We start from the raw sequence: 15,352 nt of genomic DNA on the forward strand, positions 1-15,352 counted from the left end.
TGCATCCGCCCCGGCCACTCTCATTTTCGAGAACGTTATCAGAATTGATAGCATTATCGTATGTGGGAAGATGCGGTCATGGCAAGTGCGGACGTCCTGCTGCATCCGGTCCGGATGCGCATCCTGCAAGCGCTGTTCGACACCGACCCGATGACCACGGGCCAGCTGCGTGAGCGTCTGCCCGACATCCCACCTGCCACGATGTACCGCCACATCGCGGTCCTGGTCGACGCGGGCGTTCTGGAGGTGGGGGACGAGAGGCGGGTCCGCGGCACCGTGGAACGCAGCTACCGGGTGAGCCAGGAGCAGGGCAGAATCGATCCCGCGGCCCGGGCTGCGATGACCCGCGACGACCACCGGCGGGCATTCACCACGTTCGCGGCATCGTTGATGGGCGACTTCGACCGCTACCTCACCCACGACGACGTCGACCCGCACCGCGACGGCGTGATCTACCGGCAGGCCGCGGTGTGGCTGACCGACGAGGAGTTCTCCGCGATGGTCGCCGAGATCGAGCACGCGGTCGTCTCACGGGTCGGCAATACCCGCGACGGCGGCCGGATCCGCCGCGTCGTCAGCCTCGTCGTCGTACCCGACGAACCAACGACGTGACCAGCGACCGGCAACCGGCCGCGGCCCGCGTGGGCACTCATGAATCGAGGCGTCCCCGAAGTCGTTAGAACGACTTCGGGGACGCCTCGATCATGGATGCGTGGCCTGTCTACCGCCGGTCGCTCATAGTCGATTCGCCGGCAGGGGGAACGAGGTGACGACTCCGGATCACCGCTGTACGACGCCGGACGCCACGCAGGTCTCGCCGTCCGGGCCCTCGCCGATCTTCTCCGGCTCGTCACCGGTGTCGTTGCCCTCGAACAGGTCGCAGAGCGAGATCTCGCCGCCGACGATCGTGGCGCCGTCGATGGTCAGCCGGTCGCCCAGGTTCGCGTTGACGCCGGCCAGCGTGTCGCCCGGCGCGGTCGCCGTGATGTTCTCCATCGTCACGATGCGCGGCGCCTGCGTCGAGCAGTTACCGCACGAGCGGTAGAGCTTGCCGAAGTCGGACACCTCGAAGTCCCGGATCGTGACGGATCCGCCCGCGCCCCGGTTGTCCTGGAAGACCTTGTCCTCCGCGCCGGCCGCACTGCCGCCCTCGATCACCACGGTCGCGTTCTCGCCGCGGAACGTGGCCGCGTCCTCGCCCACGTTCTCCCAGAACACGTTGCGCAGCGTGCAACTCCCGGCGCAGTGCACGCCGTCCGCGGCCGGGTCGCCGAGGATCACGTTGGTCAGCGTGGCGCCGTCGGCCAGCTCGAAGAGCGCGTCCTGGCCCTCCTCCTGACCGCCGCCGCCGAGCGCGCCGCCGCCGGTGAAGCGCCGGTTCTCGCCGTCGAACACGCCGTCGACCTGGATGGACTCGGTCACCACCTGCTCGCCGGTGGCCGGTGGCGTCTCCGCCGAGGCCAGCGTCGTGGTCGCCACCGCGGCACCCACCCCGAGCACGGCCACCGCCGCAATGATCAGCTTCCGCCGCACTGCACCCGTCATGATCAAGTTCCTCGCGTTCGCCGGTCGCCCCACCGGGGCGGGGACCGCGACCCGGTCCCTGCCATGTCGCACGCGCCCGGCCGCACGCCGGTTTGATCGGCGGAAGGACTTAAGAGAACCCTAAAACCACGCTTGATCACGTAACGGCTAGCCCTCCCGGAGGACAGTGCCCTCGATCAGGCCGTACGGACGGTCGTCCGCGTGGAACACCTCGGGCGCCGCGTCCAGCCCGAACGGGGTGCAGTCCACGGCGAAGTGGTGCTTGTTCGGCAGGCGCAGCCGAATCTCCGCGAGGTCGGGGCAGGCCTCCAGCACGGCCTTGCCCATGGCGAAGAGCGTCTGTTGCAGCGAGTAGCTGTAGGTACCGGCGAACGCGGCGATCATCGCGTCCCGGGCGGCGCCGAAGACCGCGTTGAAGTCCGCCGGCAGGGACGAGAACCGCCACCGGGCGTCCACCGCGGTCGCCAGGATCCGGTCCGACGTCTCGGCCAGCGTGGTGTAGTCGTCCACGATGAACCCGGTGAACTCCGAATCGGTCGAGTTGAGCAGCGTCAGCCCGGTCAGCCCACCGAAGACCTCCGCCGGAGCCGACGCCGATTCCGAAGCCGGAGCCGAAGCCGGAGCCGGAGCCGGAGCCGACGCCGGACCCGAAGCCGGACCCGAGGAGGAGATCCGCACCGAGGCGGTGCGCACCAGCGAGCCCTCGCGGGAGAACGAGTGCGGCCCGAGCCGGTTCCACGGGTACTCCTCGATCTCCACCCGCGCGCCCGTGATCGTCTCCTGTGACGCGGTGAAGTGCCGGGCCAGCAGCAGCCCGAACGCCTCCGGCGACGCGATGCCGTGCTGCTTCGCGAACGCGTACACCGTGTTCTTCTGCGTGTCGGTCGGCAGCACGTTGGCGTTGTCGCCGGTCAGGTGCGTGTCGACGAGGTCGCCGGAGAGCGCGACGCTCACGTTCAGGTCGGTGAGCGCGTGGGTGCCGTCCGCGGCCCGGGAGACGCGCACGACCCGCGTCTCCGCCTTGCCGTACCGGTTCGGCCCGAGCACGATCCCCACGTCAGCTCCCTCGATAGGTGGTGTATCCGTACGGGCTGAGCAGCAGAGGCACGTGGTAGTGCCGCTTCGGGTCGTGGACGTGGAACGCGACCGTGATCTCCGGGAAGAACGCGGCCCCGCCCAGGTACGGCTCGACGTAGAAGACCAGCCGGTAGCCGCCCGCCTGCCACGCGTTGATCGGCGCCCACTCGCGCAGCCGCCCGTCGTCGTCCGTGTGCCCCTCCGCGATCATGGACCAGCCGTCCGCGTCGCGCCGTTCGAGCCGCACGTAGACGCCGCGGGCCGGCTCACCCGAGACCGTGTCCAGGATGTGCGTGGAGATGCTCGCGTACTCGATCATCCGAACAGCCTCTCCAGCCGCAGCCGCACGATCTTCGTCAGCTCGCCGTGCACCACGCGCCGCTCGGTCGCCTCGTCGTTGGCGAGCCGCTCCCGCGCCGCGGCCAGCATCTCCACGTCGGACCGGCCGCTCGCGAAGATCAGGAACACGTGCCCGAAGCGTGCCTCGTAGGCCGCGTTCGCCTCGGCCAGCGCGGCGCGCACGTCGTCGCCGGCGGTGTCCATGCCGGACTGTTCACGTCGCGACCAGGCACTCTCCCGGTCGCCGCCGGTGACGCGCTGCCCGATCCGCGGGTGCGCGGCCAGCGCCTCCAGCACGTCGTCCCAGCTCAGCACGGCCAGCGCGGCGTCGCTCACGTTGACCAGGGCATCAATCCGCGGGTACGGCCGGCGCGCGGCCACCTCGGTCACCCACCGGGTCGAGGCGCAGCAGGTGCGCAGCTCCGCGCGCGCCCGTTCCTCCGGGACCGCGTTCAGGTCGGCGAGCGTCACCCGGACAGTCAATCAGCCCGGCCATCGATCATGAAGCACTTTGATCGTCATTTTGCGCGCCGGAAACGATCGGGACGTCCAGGTCCTCGTCCGACGCCACGTCCCCGACCGGCACCACGCGCACCCGGTCGCGATGCGCCCGCAGGTAGGGCCGGGCGCCGACGTCGCCGTCGGCGAGCGTGGCCACGCCGGCCCAGTGGTCGCGGCCGAGCAGGACCGGGTGGCCGGCATGGTCGCCGTAACCGCCCATCGCCAGCGCGTCGCGGCCGGCCACCGCCACCAGGCGGGCCACCCCGGCCGCGGTCATGCCGGGCAGGTCGACCAGCAGCACCACGGCCGCGTCCACCTCGGGGCGGGCGGCGAGCGCGGTCAGCCCGGCGCGCAGCGACGAGCCCATGCCGATCGGCCAGTCGTCGTTGACGATCACGTCCGCGCCGGTCAATGCGGCTCGGGTGCGCACCTCGCCGGCGGCGGCGCCCAGCACGACCAGCACGGAGTCGCAGCCGGCCTCGGCCAGGAGCCGGGCGGCGCGGTCGGCGAGCAGCTCGCCGTCGAACGGGACGAGCGCCTTCGGCATGCCGTAGCGGCGGCCCGCGCCCGCGGCGAGCAGGAGTCCTGCGACGTGGCTCACCCGCGCCAGCGTACCCGCGAAGGGGTTTTAGGTTGTGCGCAATTTAATTGGGTACTAGTGTTTGTCGGGTGACGGATGATCTGGCGATCGGCATGGGCCTGCGCTATCAGCTCTGCTTCGCGCTCTACTCGGCGTCGCGCGCGGTGACCGACCTCTACCGGCCACTGCTCGACCGTGTCGGCCTGACCTACCCGCAATACCTGGTGCTGCTGGCGCTCTGGGAGCGACCGGACGCCGCCCGCACGGTCAAGGAGCTGGGCGAGGCGCTGCGGCTGGACTCCGGCACGCTCTCGCCGATGCTCAAGCGCGTCGAGGCGGCCGGGCTGATCCACCGCGCGCGCCGCGCCGCCGACGAGCGGGTGGTCGAGATCCGGCTCACCGACGCGGGCCGCGAGCTGCGCACCGAGTGCTCGGCGATCCCGATGACGATCGCCGGCGGCCTGGGCATCTCGCTCGGCGAATACGTCCAGCTGCACCAGACCCTCGAAAAGATCACTAACACCATCCAGGGTACGAAGGAGTGAGGCACATGCCGGCCATCTACACCGCCGAGGTCACGTCGTCCGGCGACGGGCGCAACGGCGCGGTCGCGTCCCCAGACGGGATCATCGACTTCCCGGTCGCCGCGCCGAAGGAGCTGGGCGGCGCTGGCGGCGCGACCAATCCGGAGCAGCTGTTCGCGGCCGGGTTCGCGGCCTGCTTCCACTCCGCGATGCGCAGCGTCGCCCGCAAGGACAAGCTGGATCTGGGCGCGTCCACGGTCACCGCGAAGGTCGGTCTGGTCCGCGCGACCGACCGCCCCACGCTGGACCTGACGGTCACGCTCGAGGTGTCGGTGCCGACGCTTCCCGCCGAGGCCGCGAAGAAGCTCACCGACGCGGCCGAGCAGCTCTGCCCCTACTCCAACGCGGTCCGCGGCAACATCGCGCTGGAAGTCGTGCACGTCTGACCCACCACTGACCGCACCACAGCGCACCGCGTGCCGCCCGTGATCGAGGCGTCATTCATGTCGTTGGAGCGACGTGAACGACGCCTCGATCTCCGGGTGGGGTGCTGCTCAGGGGGTGCGGGTGAGGGGGGCCGGTGCGCCGTAGAGGTAGCCCTGGCCGAGCGGGCAGCCGAGGCCGGCCAGCGCGGCGGCCTGCTCCGGGCCCTCGATGCCCTCCGCTATCACGGACGCGCCCAGGTCCCGGCAGATCGACAGCACCGACCGGACCAGTGCCCGGGACCGGTCGTCCGCCGTGGTCAGCGCGGCGTCCAGCTTCACGATCGAGACCGGCAGCGCGTGCAGTTGGGCCAGCGAGTTGAAGCCGGTGCCGAAGTCGTCCAGCGCCAGCCGCACGCCCATCTCCCGCAGCCGCCCGGCCGCCGCCACGGCCGCACCCAGGTCCGCGATCCGGCGCGTCTCGGTGATCTCCAGGATCAGCAGCTCCGGTGCCAGCTCGTGCCGGCGCAGCGCGTCCGCGACCGCGATCTCCAGCTCCGGCCGGCCGAGCCGCCCGGCGGACACGTTCACGTGCAGCGCCACGTCCCGGCCGTGCAGCTCGGCCAGCGCGCGGGCGTCCCGGGCCGCGGTGTCCAGCACGAAGTCGTCCAGCGCGGCGACCAGTCCGGCCCGTTCCGCGACCGCGACGAACACGTCCGGCCCGATCACGCCGAGGTCCGGGTGGGTCCACCGGGCGAGCGCCTCGACGGCCAGCACCGCGTCGCCGTGCAGGTCCACGATCGGCTGGTAGTGCACGGTGAAGCCGGACTCGGCCGGGCCGGCGGCCAGCGCCTCGGCGAGCAGGCCGGGCAGGTCCGCGTCGCCGCCGCCGTCGCGGGTCCCGGCGTACCGCACCATGATGTTCTTCCCGCGCCGCTTACCGGCGTACATCGCCGCGTCCGCGCGCCGCAGCAGCGCGTCGCCGGTGAGACCGATGTCGTACGGCTCCGGCGCGACCACGCCCACGCTCGCCGCGACCGACACCGGCTTGCCGTCGATGCGCACCGGCTCCCGCACCGCGGCCAGGATCCGCTCCCCCACCAGGCCGGGCGCGCCCGGGTCGGCCTCCAGCAGCACCGCGAACTCGTCGCCGCCGAGCCGGGCCACCATGTCGTCGCGGCGCACGCAGCGCTGCAGCCGGGCCGCGATCTCCTGCAGCATCCGGTCGCCGGCCGCGTGCCCGAAACTGTCGTTGACGAACTTGAAGTCGTCCAGGTCCACGAAGAGCAGCGCGATCGGCCGGCCCTCCTCGCGGTGCGCGTCCACGGCCGCGCTCAGCCGCTTGCCGAACAACTCACGGTTGGCCAGGCCGGTCAGCGGGTCGTGGGTGGCCTGGTGGGCGAGCCGGCGCCGCGCCTCCGCGACGGACAGCAGCAGCGCCCGGTTGTCCACGATGGTCACCAGTTGCCGGACGATCACCAGCAGCAGCCCGAGCCAGCCGAGCGCCACCTCCGGCCAGGTCAGCGGGTGGCCGATCAGCGTCCGGATCGCGATGGTCACGCCGGTCGCGACCACCGGCAGCACCGGGAGAAGCAGCAGGACCGGGTCGATGTCGTCCTGCTCCGCCGCCGTCTCGTCCGGTGCCGGGACCAGCGCGGCCAGCGCGACCAGCGCCGGGCCGAGCACCCAGCCCGCGCTGTGCAGCGGCGTCATCCGGTCCGCGTCCGCGGCCACCAGGTAGGCGTAGAAGCCGTCCGAGACGGTCAGCGCCAGCAGCCCGCCGCCGAGCAGCAGCAGTTGCGGCCGGAGCGCGCGGGGCGGCTGGCGCACCACCAGCAGCAGCGCGAGCAGCACGGCCAGCAGCGCGTCCATCACCAGGTGGGCGACGCCGGCGACCAGCGGGCCGGGCGGTCCCTCGCCCTCCAGCACCGCGCGGACCGGCGCCCAGGACAGCACGACCACGGATCCGAGCACGATCACCACGTCCAGCATGGCGACCACCCGGGCATGCCGGGAGGGGCCGAGCACCCGGCGCGGCGACACCGCGGCGATTGTCAGCAGCGCCCAGAGCGCGAAGACCGGCAGCGCCATGTAGCCGAACTCGGCCGGGACCGGGCCGGGCAGGTAGTCGGTGCCGGACAGCTGGTGGACGGTCCAGACGAACTGGCCGAGCGACCAGCCGATCATGCCGATGCCGATCAGCCGCCGCCAGGCCCGGCCCGCGCCGGACACGCCGCGCGCGGTGACCAGGCAACATATCGCGGCGGCGGCTCCGGTGGTGAGCTGCGCCAGATTGTCCAGCGCGACGCCGGCCCGGCCGGGCAGCACGCCGAGGCTGTTCACCGCGACGACGAGCACGACGGCGAGGAGCGTGACGGCGGCGACGGCACCGAACCGGGCTCGGGGGCGGGTGGGCGCGTCGCCGAGGGGCAGCATCGCCGTCGCGAGGCGCGTAGAGGTCATCACCACTCACCGGGGGCAGCGCGGGGTTTCCCACGACCGGTCAGTAACCTACCGCAGGTCGCGCCGCCGCGCGATTCGGCGTGGGGGCCGTCTCAGCCCACGGCCTCCGCGGTGGTCGCCGGCTCCGAGGCGCAGGTGGCGCCCTGCGGGTCCGGGTCGGCCGTGTCGTCCACCAGCTCGGCCAGCACCACCGTGATGTTGTCCGGCCCGCCGGCGCGCAGCGCGAGATCGATGAGCCGCTTCGCGCAGTCCTGCATGTCCGGGTAGTCGGACATGGTCTGCGCCATGGTCTCCGCGGACACCACGCCGGACAGACCGTCGGAGCAGAGCAGCCAGCGGTCGCCGACCTGCGGCGGAATCTTCGCGTACGCCGGGGCGACGGCCTCGCCCTGCAGCGCCTGGGTGACGACGGACCGGCGCGGGTGCACGGTCGCCTCGTCCTCGGTGATCACGCCCTCGTCCACCAGCATCTGCACGTACGTGTCGTCGCGGGTCAGCTGCACCAGCTTGCCCTCGCGCAGCAGGTAGGCCCGGGAGTCGCCCACGTGCACCAGCGCGAACTGGGTGCCGGAGAAGAGCAGCGCGGTGAGCGTGGTGCCCATGCCCTGAAGCGTCGGGTTCGCCACGACGTGCTCGTGGATGCGCGCGTTCGCCGCCTCCACCATCCCGTGCAGCGCGTCCACCTGCTGCTCGTCGTCGATCAGCGCGTCGAAGGGCTGCACGGCCTCGATGGTGAGCTGGCTGGCCACCTCGCCGGCGGCCATGCCACCCATGCCGTCGGCGACGGCCGCCAGGTAGCGCCCGGCGTAGGCGCAGTCCTGGTTACCGCTCCGGATGAGGCCGCGGTCGGTCATGGCCGCGGATCGCAGCTGCAAGGTCATGGCGGAAGCCTGCCAAATCGTCGTCGGCCTGTCTCCAGGCGGTGGTATCCCATCATGGTCCGCCAACCGGTCACGTCGTGCGCCGGGTTCGGCGGGAGAATCACTCGGCCCGCACCGGTCTCCCCTGACACCGGGGGTCGGGCTCGGTTCGTCGCTGTTTCGGTGCCATCCACTCCAGCGCGGTGTCCTCCGCGTACCACCCCTGCACGTAGACCGCGCTGGATGGCACCTGCTCCGCCTCGGGACACAGCGTACGGGACAGCACTTCCGACGACGGGATGAAGCGCACCCGGCCGTCCGCGTCCATCAGCGTGACCATGCTGTCGTCGACCGTGATCAGCCGGCCACGCCACACGTCGATCTCGTCCCGCGCCTCGTCCCGCGCCTCGTCGCGCTCCGAGATCTCCGGGGTGACCACCACTCCGGCCTTCGCCTCGATCGCGGTGTCCGGCAGGATCGGCGCGCGCATGAAGAGCACGCCGACCGCGAACGGCGCCACGATCGACGCCGCGACCGCGGCCCAGTGCGTGCCGAGACGCGCGACGCCGGCCGGGATCGGCCCGGTCAGGATCGGCGCGACCGCGGGCGGCACCGCGAGCAGCAACGCGTTGATCGTCTCGCCGGCCCGGAACGCCGCCATGATCGCGGGGCCGAGCCACACGTAGGCCAGGAGCCCCACCGCGACCGGCACGGCCGTCGCCATGATGACCAGCACGGCCCGGTCGTCGCCGCGGCGCAGCCAGGTGGTCAGCCCGATGATCATCAGGGTCAGCATCAGCAGCGTCGGCAGGAAGCGCATCTGCCAGGTGATCGCGGCCAGCAGCACCGCGATCACCACGGTCCAGTCCGGCATGCGCAGCGTGACCACGGCGAGCAGCGAGCGGCAGGCGTCGTCCCGGCTGGGCGCGCTGATCAGCAGCAGCGTGCCGAACACCCGGATCAGCAGCACCACGGCGGGCAGCACCCAGACCAGCGTGATGGTGAGCGAGGTGACCAGGCCGAGCGGGCTGACGTACTGCACGAGCAGCAGCATGGTGGTCAGGTCCTGGCGGCTCAGGTACCACAGGCGCAGCACCAGCAGCACCAGCGGGAACGCGGGCAGCAGCGACAACAGCCACTGCTGCTGCGCGCGTGTGCCGGCCGGGAGCCGGACCAACCCGGCTCCCGTGTCGCTCACCCGAGGCCCCCGGAGAACCACTCGCGGACCTCGGGCCTGTCGACGTGCGGCTGCTCGGGGCGGGCCAGCGGGACGCCCTTGTTCACCGGGACGTTCACCCGGATGTTGCGGTCGAACGCCTCCTCCCACCGGGAGTCGTCCGGGTCCTCGAGCGAATGCCAGAGACTGAGGTCGACCAGCTGGAGCAGCGCCTCGTTCTCGCCGACGTTTATCCCGTACGCCTCGGTGGTGGTCAGGCCGATGTCCCAGTGCAGCAGGTCCGGGTTCGCCGCCTTGATGCCGCCGAGGATCGCCGCGTCCGTGCTGATCGCCTCGACCCGTCCCTCGCGCAGCGCCCGGACGCAGCCACTGATGGTCAGCTCGGACTGCACGACGTTGCCGGCCGCGGCCGCGGCGGTCGCGCTGGTGGCCGTGGCCAGGCTGCACACCGGCTTGCCGCGCAGGTCCTCCAGCGTGGCGACCGGCGCGTGGTCGGCGCGGGTGAGCACGGACTGCTCGGTGTAGAGGTAGGCCGCGGAGAACGCGACGCCCGGCGTCTCCCGCCGCTCCTCGGTGATGCTGAAGCTCGCGATCACCAGGTCGACGATGACCACGGTCGTCCCGTCAGGCGTCTCCGCCTGCATGCGCTCGCGGTCCTCGCTCTGAATCTGGTAGAACTCGACCTCGTTACGGCGGAATCCGAGATCTTCCGCCACCATGTAGGCGATCTCGATGTCGAAACCCGCGAACGTGCCGTCCGGCCGGCGCTCGGCGATCCCGGGCTGGTCGAACTTCACACCGATCTTGAGGGATTGTTTGCCGTTGAGTCCGGCGTCGCCGCGTAACTCGTCCACGGACGGGGTACGACCGAGGAACACCAGACTCACCGTGATGGCCACGACCAATACCGACAGTCCCACCAGCGTCACGAAGCGGAAACGCATCCAGAGCGGGTGCGATCGCACTGTCGGCTTCTCGTCAGCGGGTGCCGCAACCTCGACGCTCTCCCCGGAGTCTTCCTGGTCTGACACGCAACCCCACCCCCGCAGAGCACCGATCCCCCGTGCTGAATCACGGGAGCGTTCATGTTCTCCTAAGACATCGCATGAGGACAGACCACAATTCGGACGAGTGTCCCCGCACCGAGTCACCGAAGGACACCAATGATCACGGCACGCAAACAGGAATGTACGTGCCGTGAGGCGATCAGTCACCGGTAGCAGCCTGTGACTTCCGCCCGTGAAGTGGTTTTCTACGCTTCACGGCGCGACTCTTGAAGACGGCCCACATCGACTTACGAGGGGATCCCTCCCGCAATGCAGGTACCGGCACAAACGCCCGCCCCCGAGGAGACCGTGGCGATAACGCCCGCGGCGCCCGGCAAGGTGCGCACGACGCTGTCCATAACCCGCAAGGTCCTCACCCTCGGCATGCTCGGCCTGGTGGGCGGCGCGGTGGTCGCGGGCGCCGCACTGCCGGCGAGCGCCACGGCCGGCCTCGCGGCGAAGCTGGCCAGCGACTCGTTCGAGGACCTGCCGAGCGCGTTGCAGACCCCGCCGACCGCGCAGACGTCGTACCTGTACGCGAACGACGGCAAGACGCAGATCACGCAGTTCTACGAGGAGAACCGCACCGACGTCGAGAGCGACGACATCGCCAAGACGATGAAGGACGCGATCGTCGCGGCCGAGGACACCCGGTTCTACGTGCACGGCGGCGTCGACGTCAAGGGCCTGGTGCGCGCGTTCGTCTCCAACGCGCAGGGCGGTGAGGTCTCCCAGGGCGCGTCCACGCTCACCATGCAGTACGTCCGGAACGTTCTCAAGAACGACCCGACGATCACGCAGGAGGAGCGCCTCGCGGCGACCGAGCAGACCACCGGCCGCAAGCTCCAGGAGATCCGGTACGCGGTCACGATCGAGGACTCGCTCGACAAGGAGGAGATCCTCCGCCGCTACCTGAACATCGCGTACTTCGGCAACCAGGCGTACGGCATCTCCGCGGCCGCGAACGCGTACTTCTCCACCACCGCGGACAAGCTCACGCTGAGCCAGGCCGCGATGATCGCCGGGCTGGTGCAGTCCCCGGACCTCTACGACCCGGTCAACAACGACGAGGCGGAGGCGGTCAAGCGCCGCAACTACGTGCTCGGCGCGATGGTCGGCACCGGCGCGATCACCCAGGCCGACGCGGACAAGGCGATCACCGAGCCGCTCGGCCTCAAGCCGAGCCGCGCGCCCGGCAACTGCACCGCGGTCTCCGAGGCGCACAACAGCTGGGGCTTCTTCTGCGACTACTTCACGCAGTGGTGGTCCGAGCAGGAGGAGTTCGGCTCCACGCCGTCCGCGCGCCTGGCCGCGCTGAAGACCGGCGGCTTCCGGATCGTCACCTCGATGGACCCGGCGGTGCAGAACAAGCTGGCCGACGAGTCGAAGAACATCTACGGCTTCGACAACCCCAAGGCGGCGCCGTTCGCCGCGATCGAGCCCGGCACCGGCAAGGTCAAGGCGCTCGCGATCAACCGGCACTACAGCATCGAGGACAACCCGGGCGGCAAGAAGTACCCGAACACGGTGAACCAGCTGATCGCGGGTAGCGAGGACTCGGCCGGTTACCAGTTCGGCTCGACGTTCAAGATGTTCGTCATGCTGGCGGCGCTGGAGAACGGCATCGCGCTGGACCGGGGCTTCTCCACGAAGTCGCCGTACAAGTCGATCTACCCGATCAGCGGCACGCCGAACTGCGGCGGCTTCTGGTGCCCGGTCAACGCGGCGCCGAGCTACCAGGACGGCTACCAGAACATGTGGACCGGCTTCGGCAAGTCCTCCAACACGTACTTCGTGAAGCTGGAGGAGACCGTCGGCGCGGACAAGGCCGTCGAGATGGCGCAGCGCCTCGGCATCAAGTTCCGCGGCAAGGACGCGGAACTGGCCGAGCCGGAGGCCGCGCGCAGCTGGGGCACGTTCACCCTCGGCGTCATCAGCACCACCCCGCTGGACATGGCGAACGCGTACGCGACGATCGCGGCGGACGGCAAGTTCTGCCAGCCCACGCCGGTCGTCTCGATCACGGACACCACCGGCACGTCCAGCGAGGTGGCCGCGAAGGTCTCCCAGCCGGACTGCAAGCAGGCGATCGACAAGGACGTGGCCCGGGCCGCCGCGGACGCGGGCCGCTGCCCGGTCGGTCAGCGCCCGCAGCAGGGCACCTGCAGCAACGGCACGTCGATACAGGTCGCCGGCATCATGGGCAACCGGCCGATCACCGGCAAGACCGGTAGCTCCTCGGACAACGAGACCGAGTCGTTCATCGGCGTCACCCCGCAGCTGGCGATCGCCGGCATCGCGGTGAACCCGGACAACCCGCGTGACGCGGTCGGCGAGCCGGTCCAGAAGGACATCATCGCCGCGGTCGCGCGCACCATGCGGGACGCGCTGAAGGGCCAGGAGATCAAGAACTTCCCAGCGCCGAGTGAGAAGATCGCGTTCCGGTCCGGGTCGGCCTCCCGGCCCGAGCAGGCGCCCAAGCCGGCAGCGACCGGCCGGCCGAGCAACAACGGCGGCGGCGGGAACAACCGCCCGCGCTGACGAATCCAGATCAAACCCATCCGGGGGTACGCCGTGCTACGGCGTACCCCCGGATGGGTTTTCTGGTCCGACTCCCCCTTCATTTGCTCCGGTAGGCGGCTTATAGGCGTTTATCCTGGGCCTGTGCCGACTCCAAGATCGCTGACGTTCGCCACCGCCGCCGTGCTCGCCGCACCCGCGCTCGCGCTGCCGCTGCTGGCCGCCTCCCCCGCGGCCGCCGCACCGGCCGCGCCGGCCACCGACCTCGCGCCGGTCCGGGCGCCGCTCAGTTCCACCGCGGCCGGCCTGGTCAAGCAGGAGGTCACGCTCGCGCTCCCGGCCGGCTGGTCGATGCAGCTGGCGAACCGGCACCCGGACTACACCGACTGCGTGGTCGTCCCGAACGGCTTCTACGCGCGGGAGTCGGCGACCACCGTCAGCTACACGCCCACGCTCGGCTTCCTCGGCACCGCGGAACCGGTCACGATCGAGCTCACCGACCCGGCCGGCGAGAAGCACACCACCACGTACACGCCGACCGTGACGCGGCCGGCACCGCCGTCAGTCGGCGACCTGCGCAGCTCCGGGCGCGCCGGCGAGGAGCAGCGCGTGCAGGTGCCGCTGCCGGCCGGCGGCGGGATCGGCTACGTGGGCGAGGACGGCGCGGAGCTCCCACCCGCCACGCTCGTCCCGCGGGGCGAGTTCTCGATGGCCGCGATCTCCGGCGTCGCGGCCGAGGAGGGCCGCCCGTTCGACCCGACGCTCATCTCCGCGGCCGGCTTCGTGATCTTCACGCCCGCGCGCGGCGCCGCGGCCGGTCCGGTGCCGCCGATCCGCTACCGGGTCACCGATGCGTACGGCCAGACCTCGATCGCCACCTACACACCGTCCGTCACCGGTTACTCCGCGAAGTAACGCCCACCGCGCCGCGCGGTCCTTGCCGCCGGGCCGTAGTCTGCCCGGCATGGCGGGAATCTTGCGGGGCATCGCGGACAAGCTCACCGGCCGGTCGGCGTCGCCGTCTCCGGCGTCGTCCACTCGCTCCGACGGCACTCGCTCCGATGGCACTCGCTCCGGCGGCTTCCGGGAGGGCGCGGCGCATCTGGGCCGGCGCCTCACCGGCCGTCCCACCGCGCGGCCCGGCACCGGCCGCGAGGGACGCCCCGCCCGGCCCACGCCCGCCACCGCGCGCATCCGCAAGGGCCGCCAGCTGGCGTACGCGCCGGAGCTGGACGGCCAGGCCGACCCGGGCGAGATCGTCTGGACCTGGGTCGCCTACGAGGAGGACGCGTCCAAGGGCAAGGACCGGCCGGTGCTGGTCGTCGGACGGGACGGCCGCGTGCTGCTCGGCCTGATGCTCTCCAGCCAGAGCGAACGCCAGGGCCAGCGACACTGGCTCGCGCTCGGCCCCGGCGACTGGGACCGCGACAAGCGCCCCAGCTTCGTCCGCCTCGACCGGGTCGTCCAGGTCAGGGAGGACGGCATCCGCCGCGAGGGCGCGATCCTGGACCGGCCGCGCTTCGACCGGATAGCCGGCGTGCTCCGGCACACCTACAACTGGGGCTGAGCAGGCGGCCGGGGCTGAGCGGGCTCACAGCAGCTCCTCAGCTGGTTATACAGCCAGCGTTCAGGAAATTACCGCACTCTTGGGTGACGCACCCAGGAGGTCACCATGCTCGCCCTGATCAGCACCGTTCTGCTGCTGTTCCAGTTCCTGCTCATCGCACGCGCCCTGCTCGACTGGAGCACCGTGCTGGCAGGACCGTCGATGCCTGGCTCCTTCCGCGACCGCGCCATCCGCGTCGTCCACACGGTGACCGAGCCCGTGCTGGCCCCGGTCCGCAAGATCCTCCCCCCGGTCCGCTTCGGCGCCGTCGGCATCGACCTCTCCTTCATCGTCGTCTTCGCCGTCGTCGTCCTGCTCCAGGCCATCATCTGACAGACGTTCCCCGGGGTTGGGTGGCCCGGGGCGGAGCCCGTCTCCGCCCCGGGCCTTCTGTCCCCGCAGAGTTCCGGAAGCCCCGAGCAGCCCTCAACGCTGGCCGGCGGTCGCCTGAATGTCCGCTCCGCCACCGGCCGCCGGAATCCGCGCGCAACCCTCCACCGCACCACCGGACCAACCGCGCCACCGGACCGCAACCGCGCCACCGGACCGCCGTGCTTCGTGCACCGCGCGCCCGCTGGGGTTTCCCGAGCACCGCGGACCGGCAGGGAGGCCGCCTGCGGCCGACCGGTGCCCGCGGGAGCAAGCCCATGGTGCCCACGCCGGAAGCGGGAAAATGGGTTGAAAGGGTTTGT

At 71.2% G+C, this 15,352-nt stretch carries 15 protein-coding genes and 1 pseudogene; 7 read left to right on the forward strand and 9 right to left on the reverse strand.

Going from position 1 to position 15,352, the window contains the following annotated elements:
• The first annotated feature begins 78 nt into the window (after positions 1-78).
• Positions 79-612, forward strand: a complete 534-nt coding sequence (locus tag J2S43_RS24675) for a helix-turn-helix domain-containing protein (RefSeq protein ID WP_306833051.1) — start codon at positions 79-81, stop codon at positions 610-612.
• Positions 613-780: 168 nt separating this feature from the next.
• Here the strand turns inward: J2S43_RS24675 and J2S43_RS24680 are convergent, their stop codons facing one another.
• The 5 genes from J2S43_RS24680 to J2S43_RS24700 form a co-directional block, all read right to left on the reverse strand.
• A complete protein-coding gene (locus J2S43_RS24680) occupies positions 781-1,545 on the reverse strand; it encodes a pectate lyase (protein ID WP_306833053.1) in 765 nt (254 codons plus the stop codon).
• A gap of 147 nt (positions 1,546-1,692) precedes the next feature.
• The gene (gene pucL / locus J2S43_RS24685) at positions 1,693-2,601 is read right to left on the reverse strand and encodes a factor-independent urate hydroxylase (RefSeq protein WP_306833055.1); all 909 of its coding nucleotides are present in this window, start codon (positions 2,599-2,601) and stop codon (positions 1,693-1,695) included.
• A 1-nt stretch (position 2,602) separates the two neighbouring features.
• Positions 2,603-2,941 carry a hydroxyisourate hydrolase gene (gene uraH / locus J2S43_RS24690; protein ID WP_306833057.1) on the reverse strand — a complete coding sequence of 113 codons (339 nt, stop codon included), beginning with the start codon at positions 2,939-2,941 and terminating at the stop codon, positions 2,603-2,605.
• Positions 2,938-3,432: a 2-oxo-4-hydroxy-4-carboxy-5-ureidoimidazoline decarboxylase gene (gene uraD / locus J2S43_RS24695; protein WP_306833059.1), complete on the reverse strand. Its 495-nt coding sequence runs from the start codon at positions 3,430-3,432 to the stop codon at positions 2,938-2,940. Before uraD ends, uraH begins: the two co-directional genes overlap by 4 nt.
• A 28-nt stretch (positions 3,433-3,460) precedes the next feature.
• Positions 3,461-4,063 carry a nucleotidyltransferase family protein gene (locus J2S43_RS24700; RefSeq protein WP_306833061.1) on the reverse strand — a complete coding sequence of 201 codons (603 nt, stop codon included), beginning with the start codon at positions 4,061-4,063 and terminating at the stop codon, positions 3,461-3,463.
• 92 nt (positions 4,064-4,155) lie between these two features.
• Between J2S43_RS24700 and J2S43_RS24705 the strand changes: the two genes are divergently transcribed.
• A complete protein-coding gene (locus tag J2S43_RS24705; protein ID WP_370881781.1) occupies positions 4,156-4,587 on the forward strand; it encodes a MarR family winged helix-turn-helix transcriptional regulator in 432 nt (143 codons plus the stop codon).
• Positions 4,588-4,592: 5 nt separating this feature from the next.
• Complete coding sequence (locus J2S43_RS24710) at positions 4,593-5,012, forward strand: organic hydroperoxide resistance protein (RefSeq protein ID WP_306833064.1); 420 nt, start codon at positions 4,593-4,595, stop codon at positions 5,010-5,012.
• 108 nt (positions 5,013-5,120) lie between these two features.
• Here J2S43_RS24710 and J2S43_RS24715 read toward each other — a convergent pair whose 3' ends face one another.
• From J2S43_RS24715 to J2S43_RS24730, 4 genes and pseudogenes are all read right to left on the reverse strand, one after another.
• On the reverse strand, positions 5,121-7,451 hold the full coding sequence (locus J2S43_RS24715; RefSeq protein ID WP_306833066.1) for a putative bifunctional diguanylate cyclase/phosphodiesterase: 2,331 nt from the start codon (positions 7,449-7,451) through the stop codon (positions 5,121-5,123).
• 164 nt (positions 7,452-7,615) lie between these two features.
• Positions 7,616-8,332, reverse strand: a pseudogene (locus J2S43_RS24720) (PP2C family protein-serine/threonine phosphatase); the annotation flags it as partial.
• Between the two features lie 100 nt (positions 8,333-8,432).
• The gene (locus J2S43_RS24725) at positions 8,433-9,509 is read right to left on the reverse strand and encodes a hypothetical protein (protein WP_306833068.1); all 1,077 of its coding nucleotides are present in this window, start codon (positions 9,507-9,509) and stop codon (positions 8,433-8,435) included.
• Positions 9,506-10,519 (reverse strand): transporter substrate-binding domain-containing protein, encoded by a 1,014-nt coding sequence (locus J2S43_RS24730; protein WP_306833070.1) that lies wholly within the window; start codon positions 10,517-10,519, stop codon positions 9,506-9,508. The genes J2S43_RS24725 and J2S43_RS24730 overlap by 4 nt, the downstream gene beginning before the upstream one ends.
• A gap of 324 nt (positions 10,520-10,843) precedes the next feature.
• On the opposite strand from J2S43_RS24730, the gene J2S43_RS24735 reads away from it, so the two are divergent.
• The 4 genes from J2S43_RS24735 to J2S43_RS24750 all read left to right on the forward strand — a co-directional run bounded on the left by J2S43_RS24735 (position 10,844) and on the right by J2S43_RS24750 (position 14,993).
• Entirely contained in the window at positions 10,844-13,075 is a 2,232-nt protein-coding gene (locus J2S43_RS24735; protein WP_306833072.1) for a transglycosylase domain-containing protein, read from the forward strand.
• 123 nt (positions 13,076-13,198) lie between these two features.
• The gene (locus J2S43_RS24740) at positions 13,199-13,969 is read left to right on the forward strand and encodes a hypothetical protein (protein ID WP_306833075.1); all 771 of its coding nucleotides are present in this window, start codon (positions 13,199-13,201) and stop codon (positions 13,967-13,969) included.
• Between the two features lie 49 nt (positions 13,970-14,018).
• Positions 14,019-14,621, forward strand: a complete 603-nt coding sequence (locus J2S43_RS24745; protein ID WP_306833077.1) for a type II toxin-antitoxin system PemK/MazF family toxin — start codon at positions 14,019-14,021, stop codon at positions 14,619-14,621.
• A gap of 105 nt (positions 14,622-14,726) precedes the next feature.
• The gene (locus J2S43_RS24750) at positions 14,727-14,993 is read left to right on the forward strand and encodes a YggT family protein (protein WP_306833079.1); all 267 of its coding nucleotides are present in this window, start codon (positions 14,727-14,729) and stop codon (positions 14,991-14,993) included.
• Positions 14,994-15,352: the final 359 nt, after the last annotated feature.

Origin of the sequence: Catenuloplanes nepalensis (assembly GCF_030811575.1) — a bacterium.
GTDB lineage: Bacteria > Actinomycetota > Actinomycetes > Mycobacteriales > Micromonosporaceae > Catenuloplanes > Catenuloplanes nepalensis.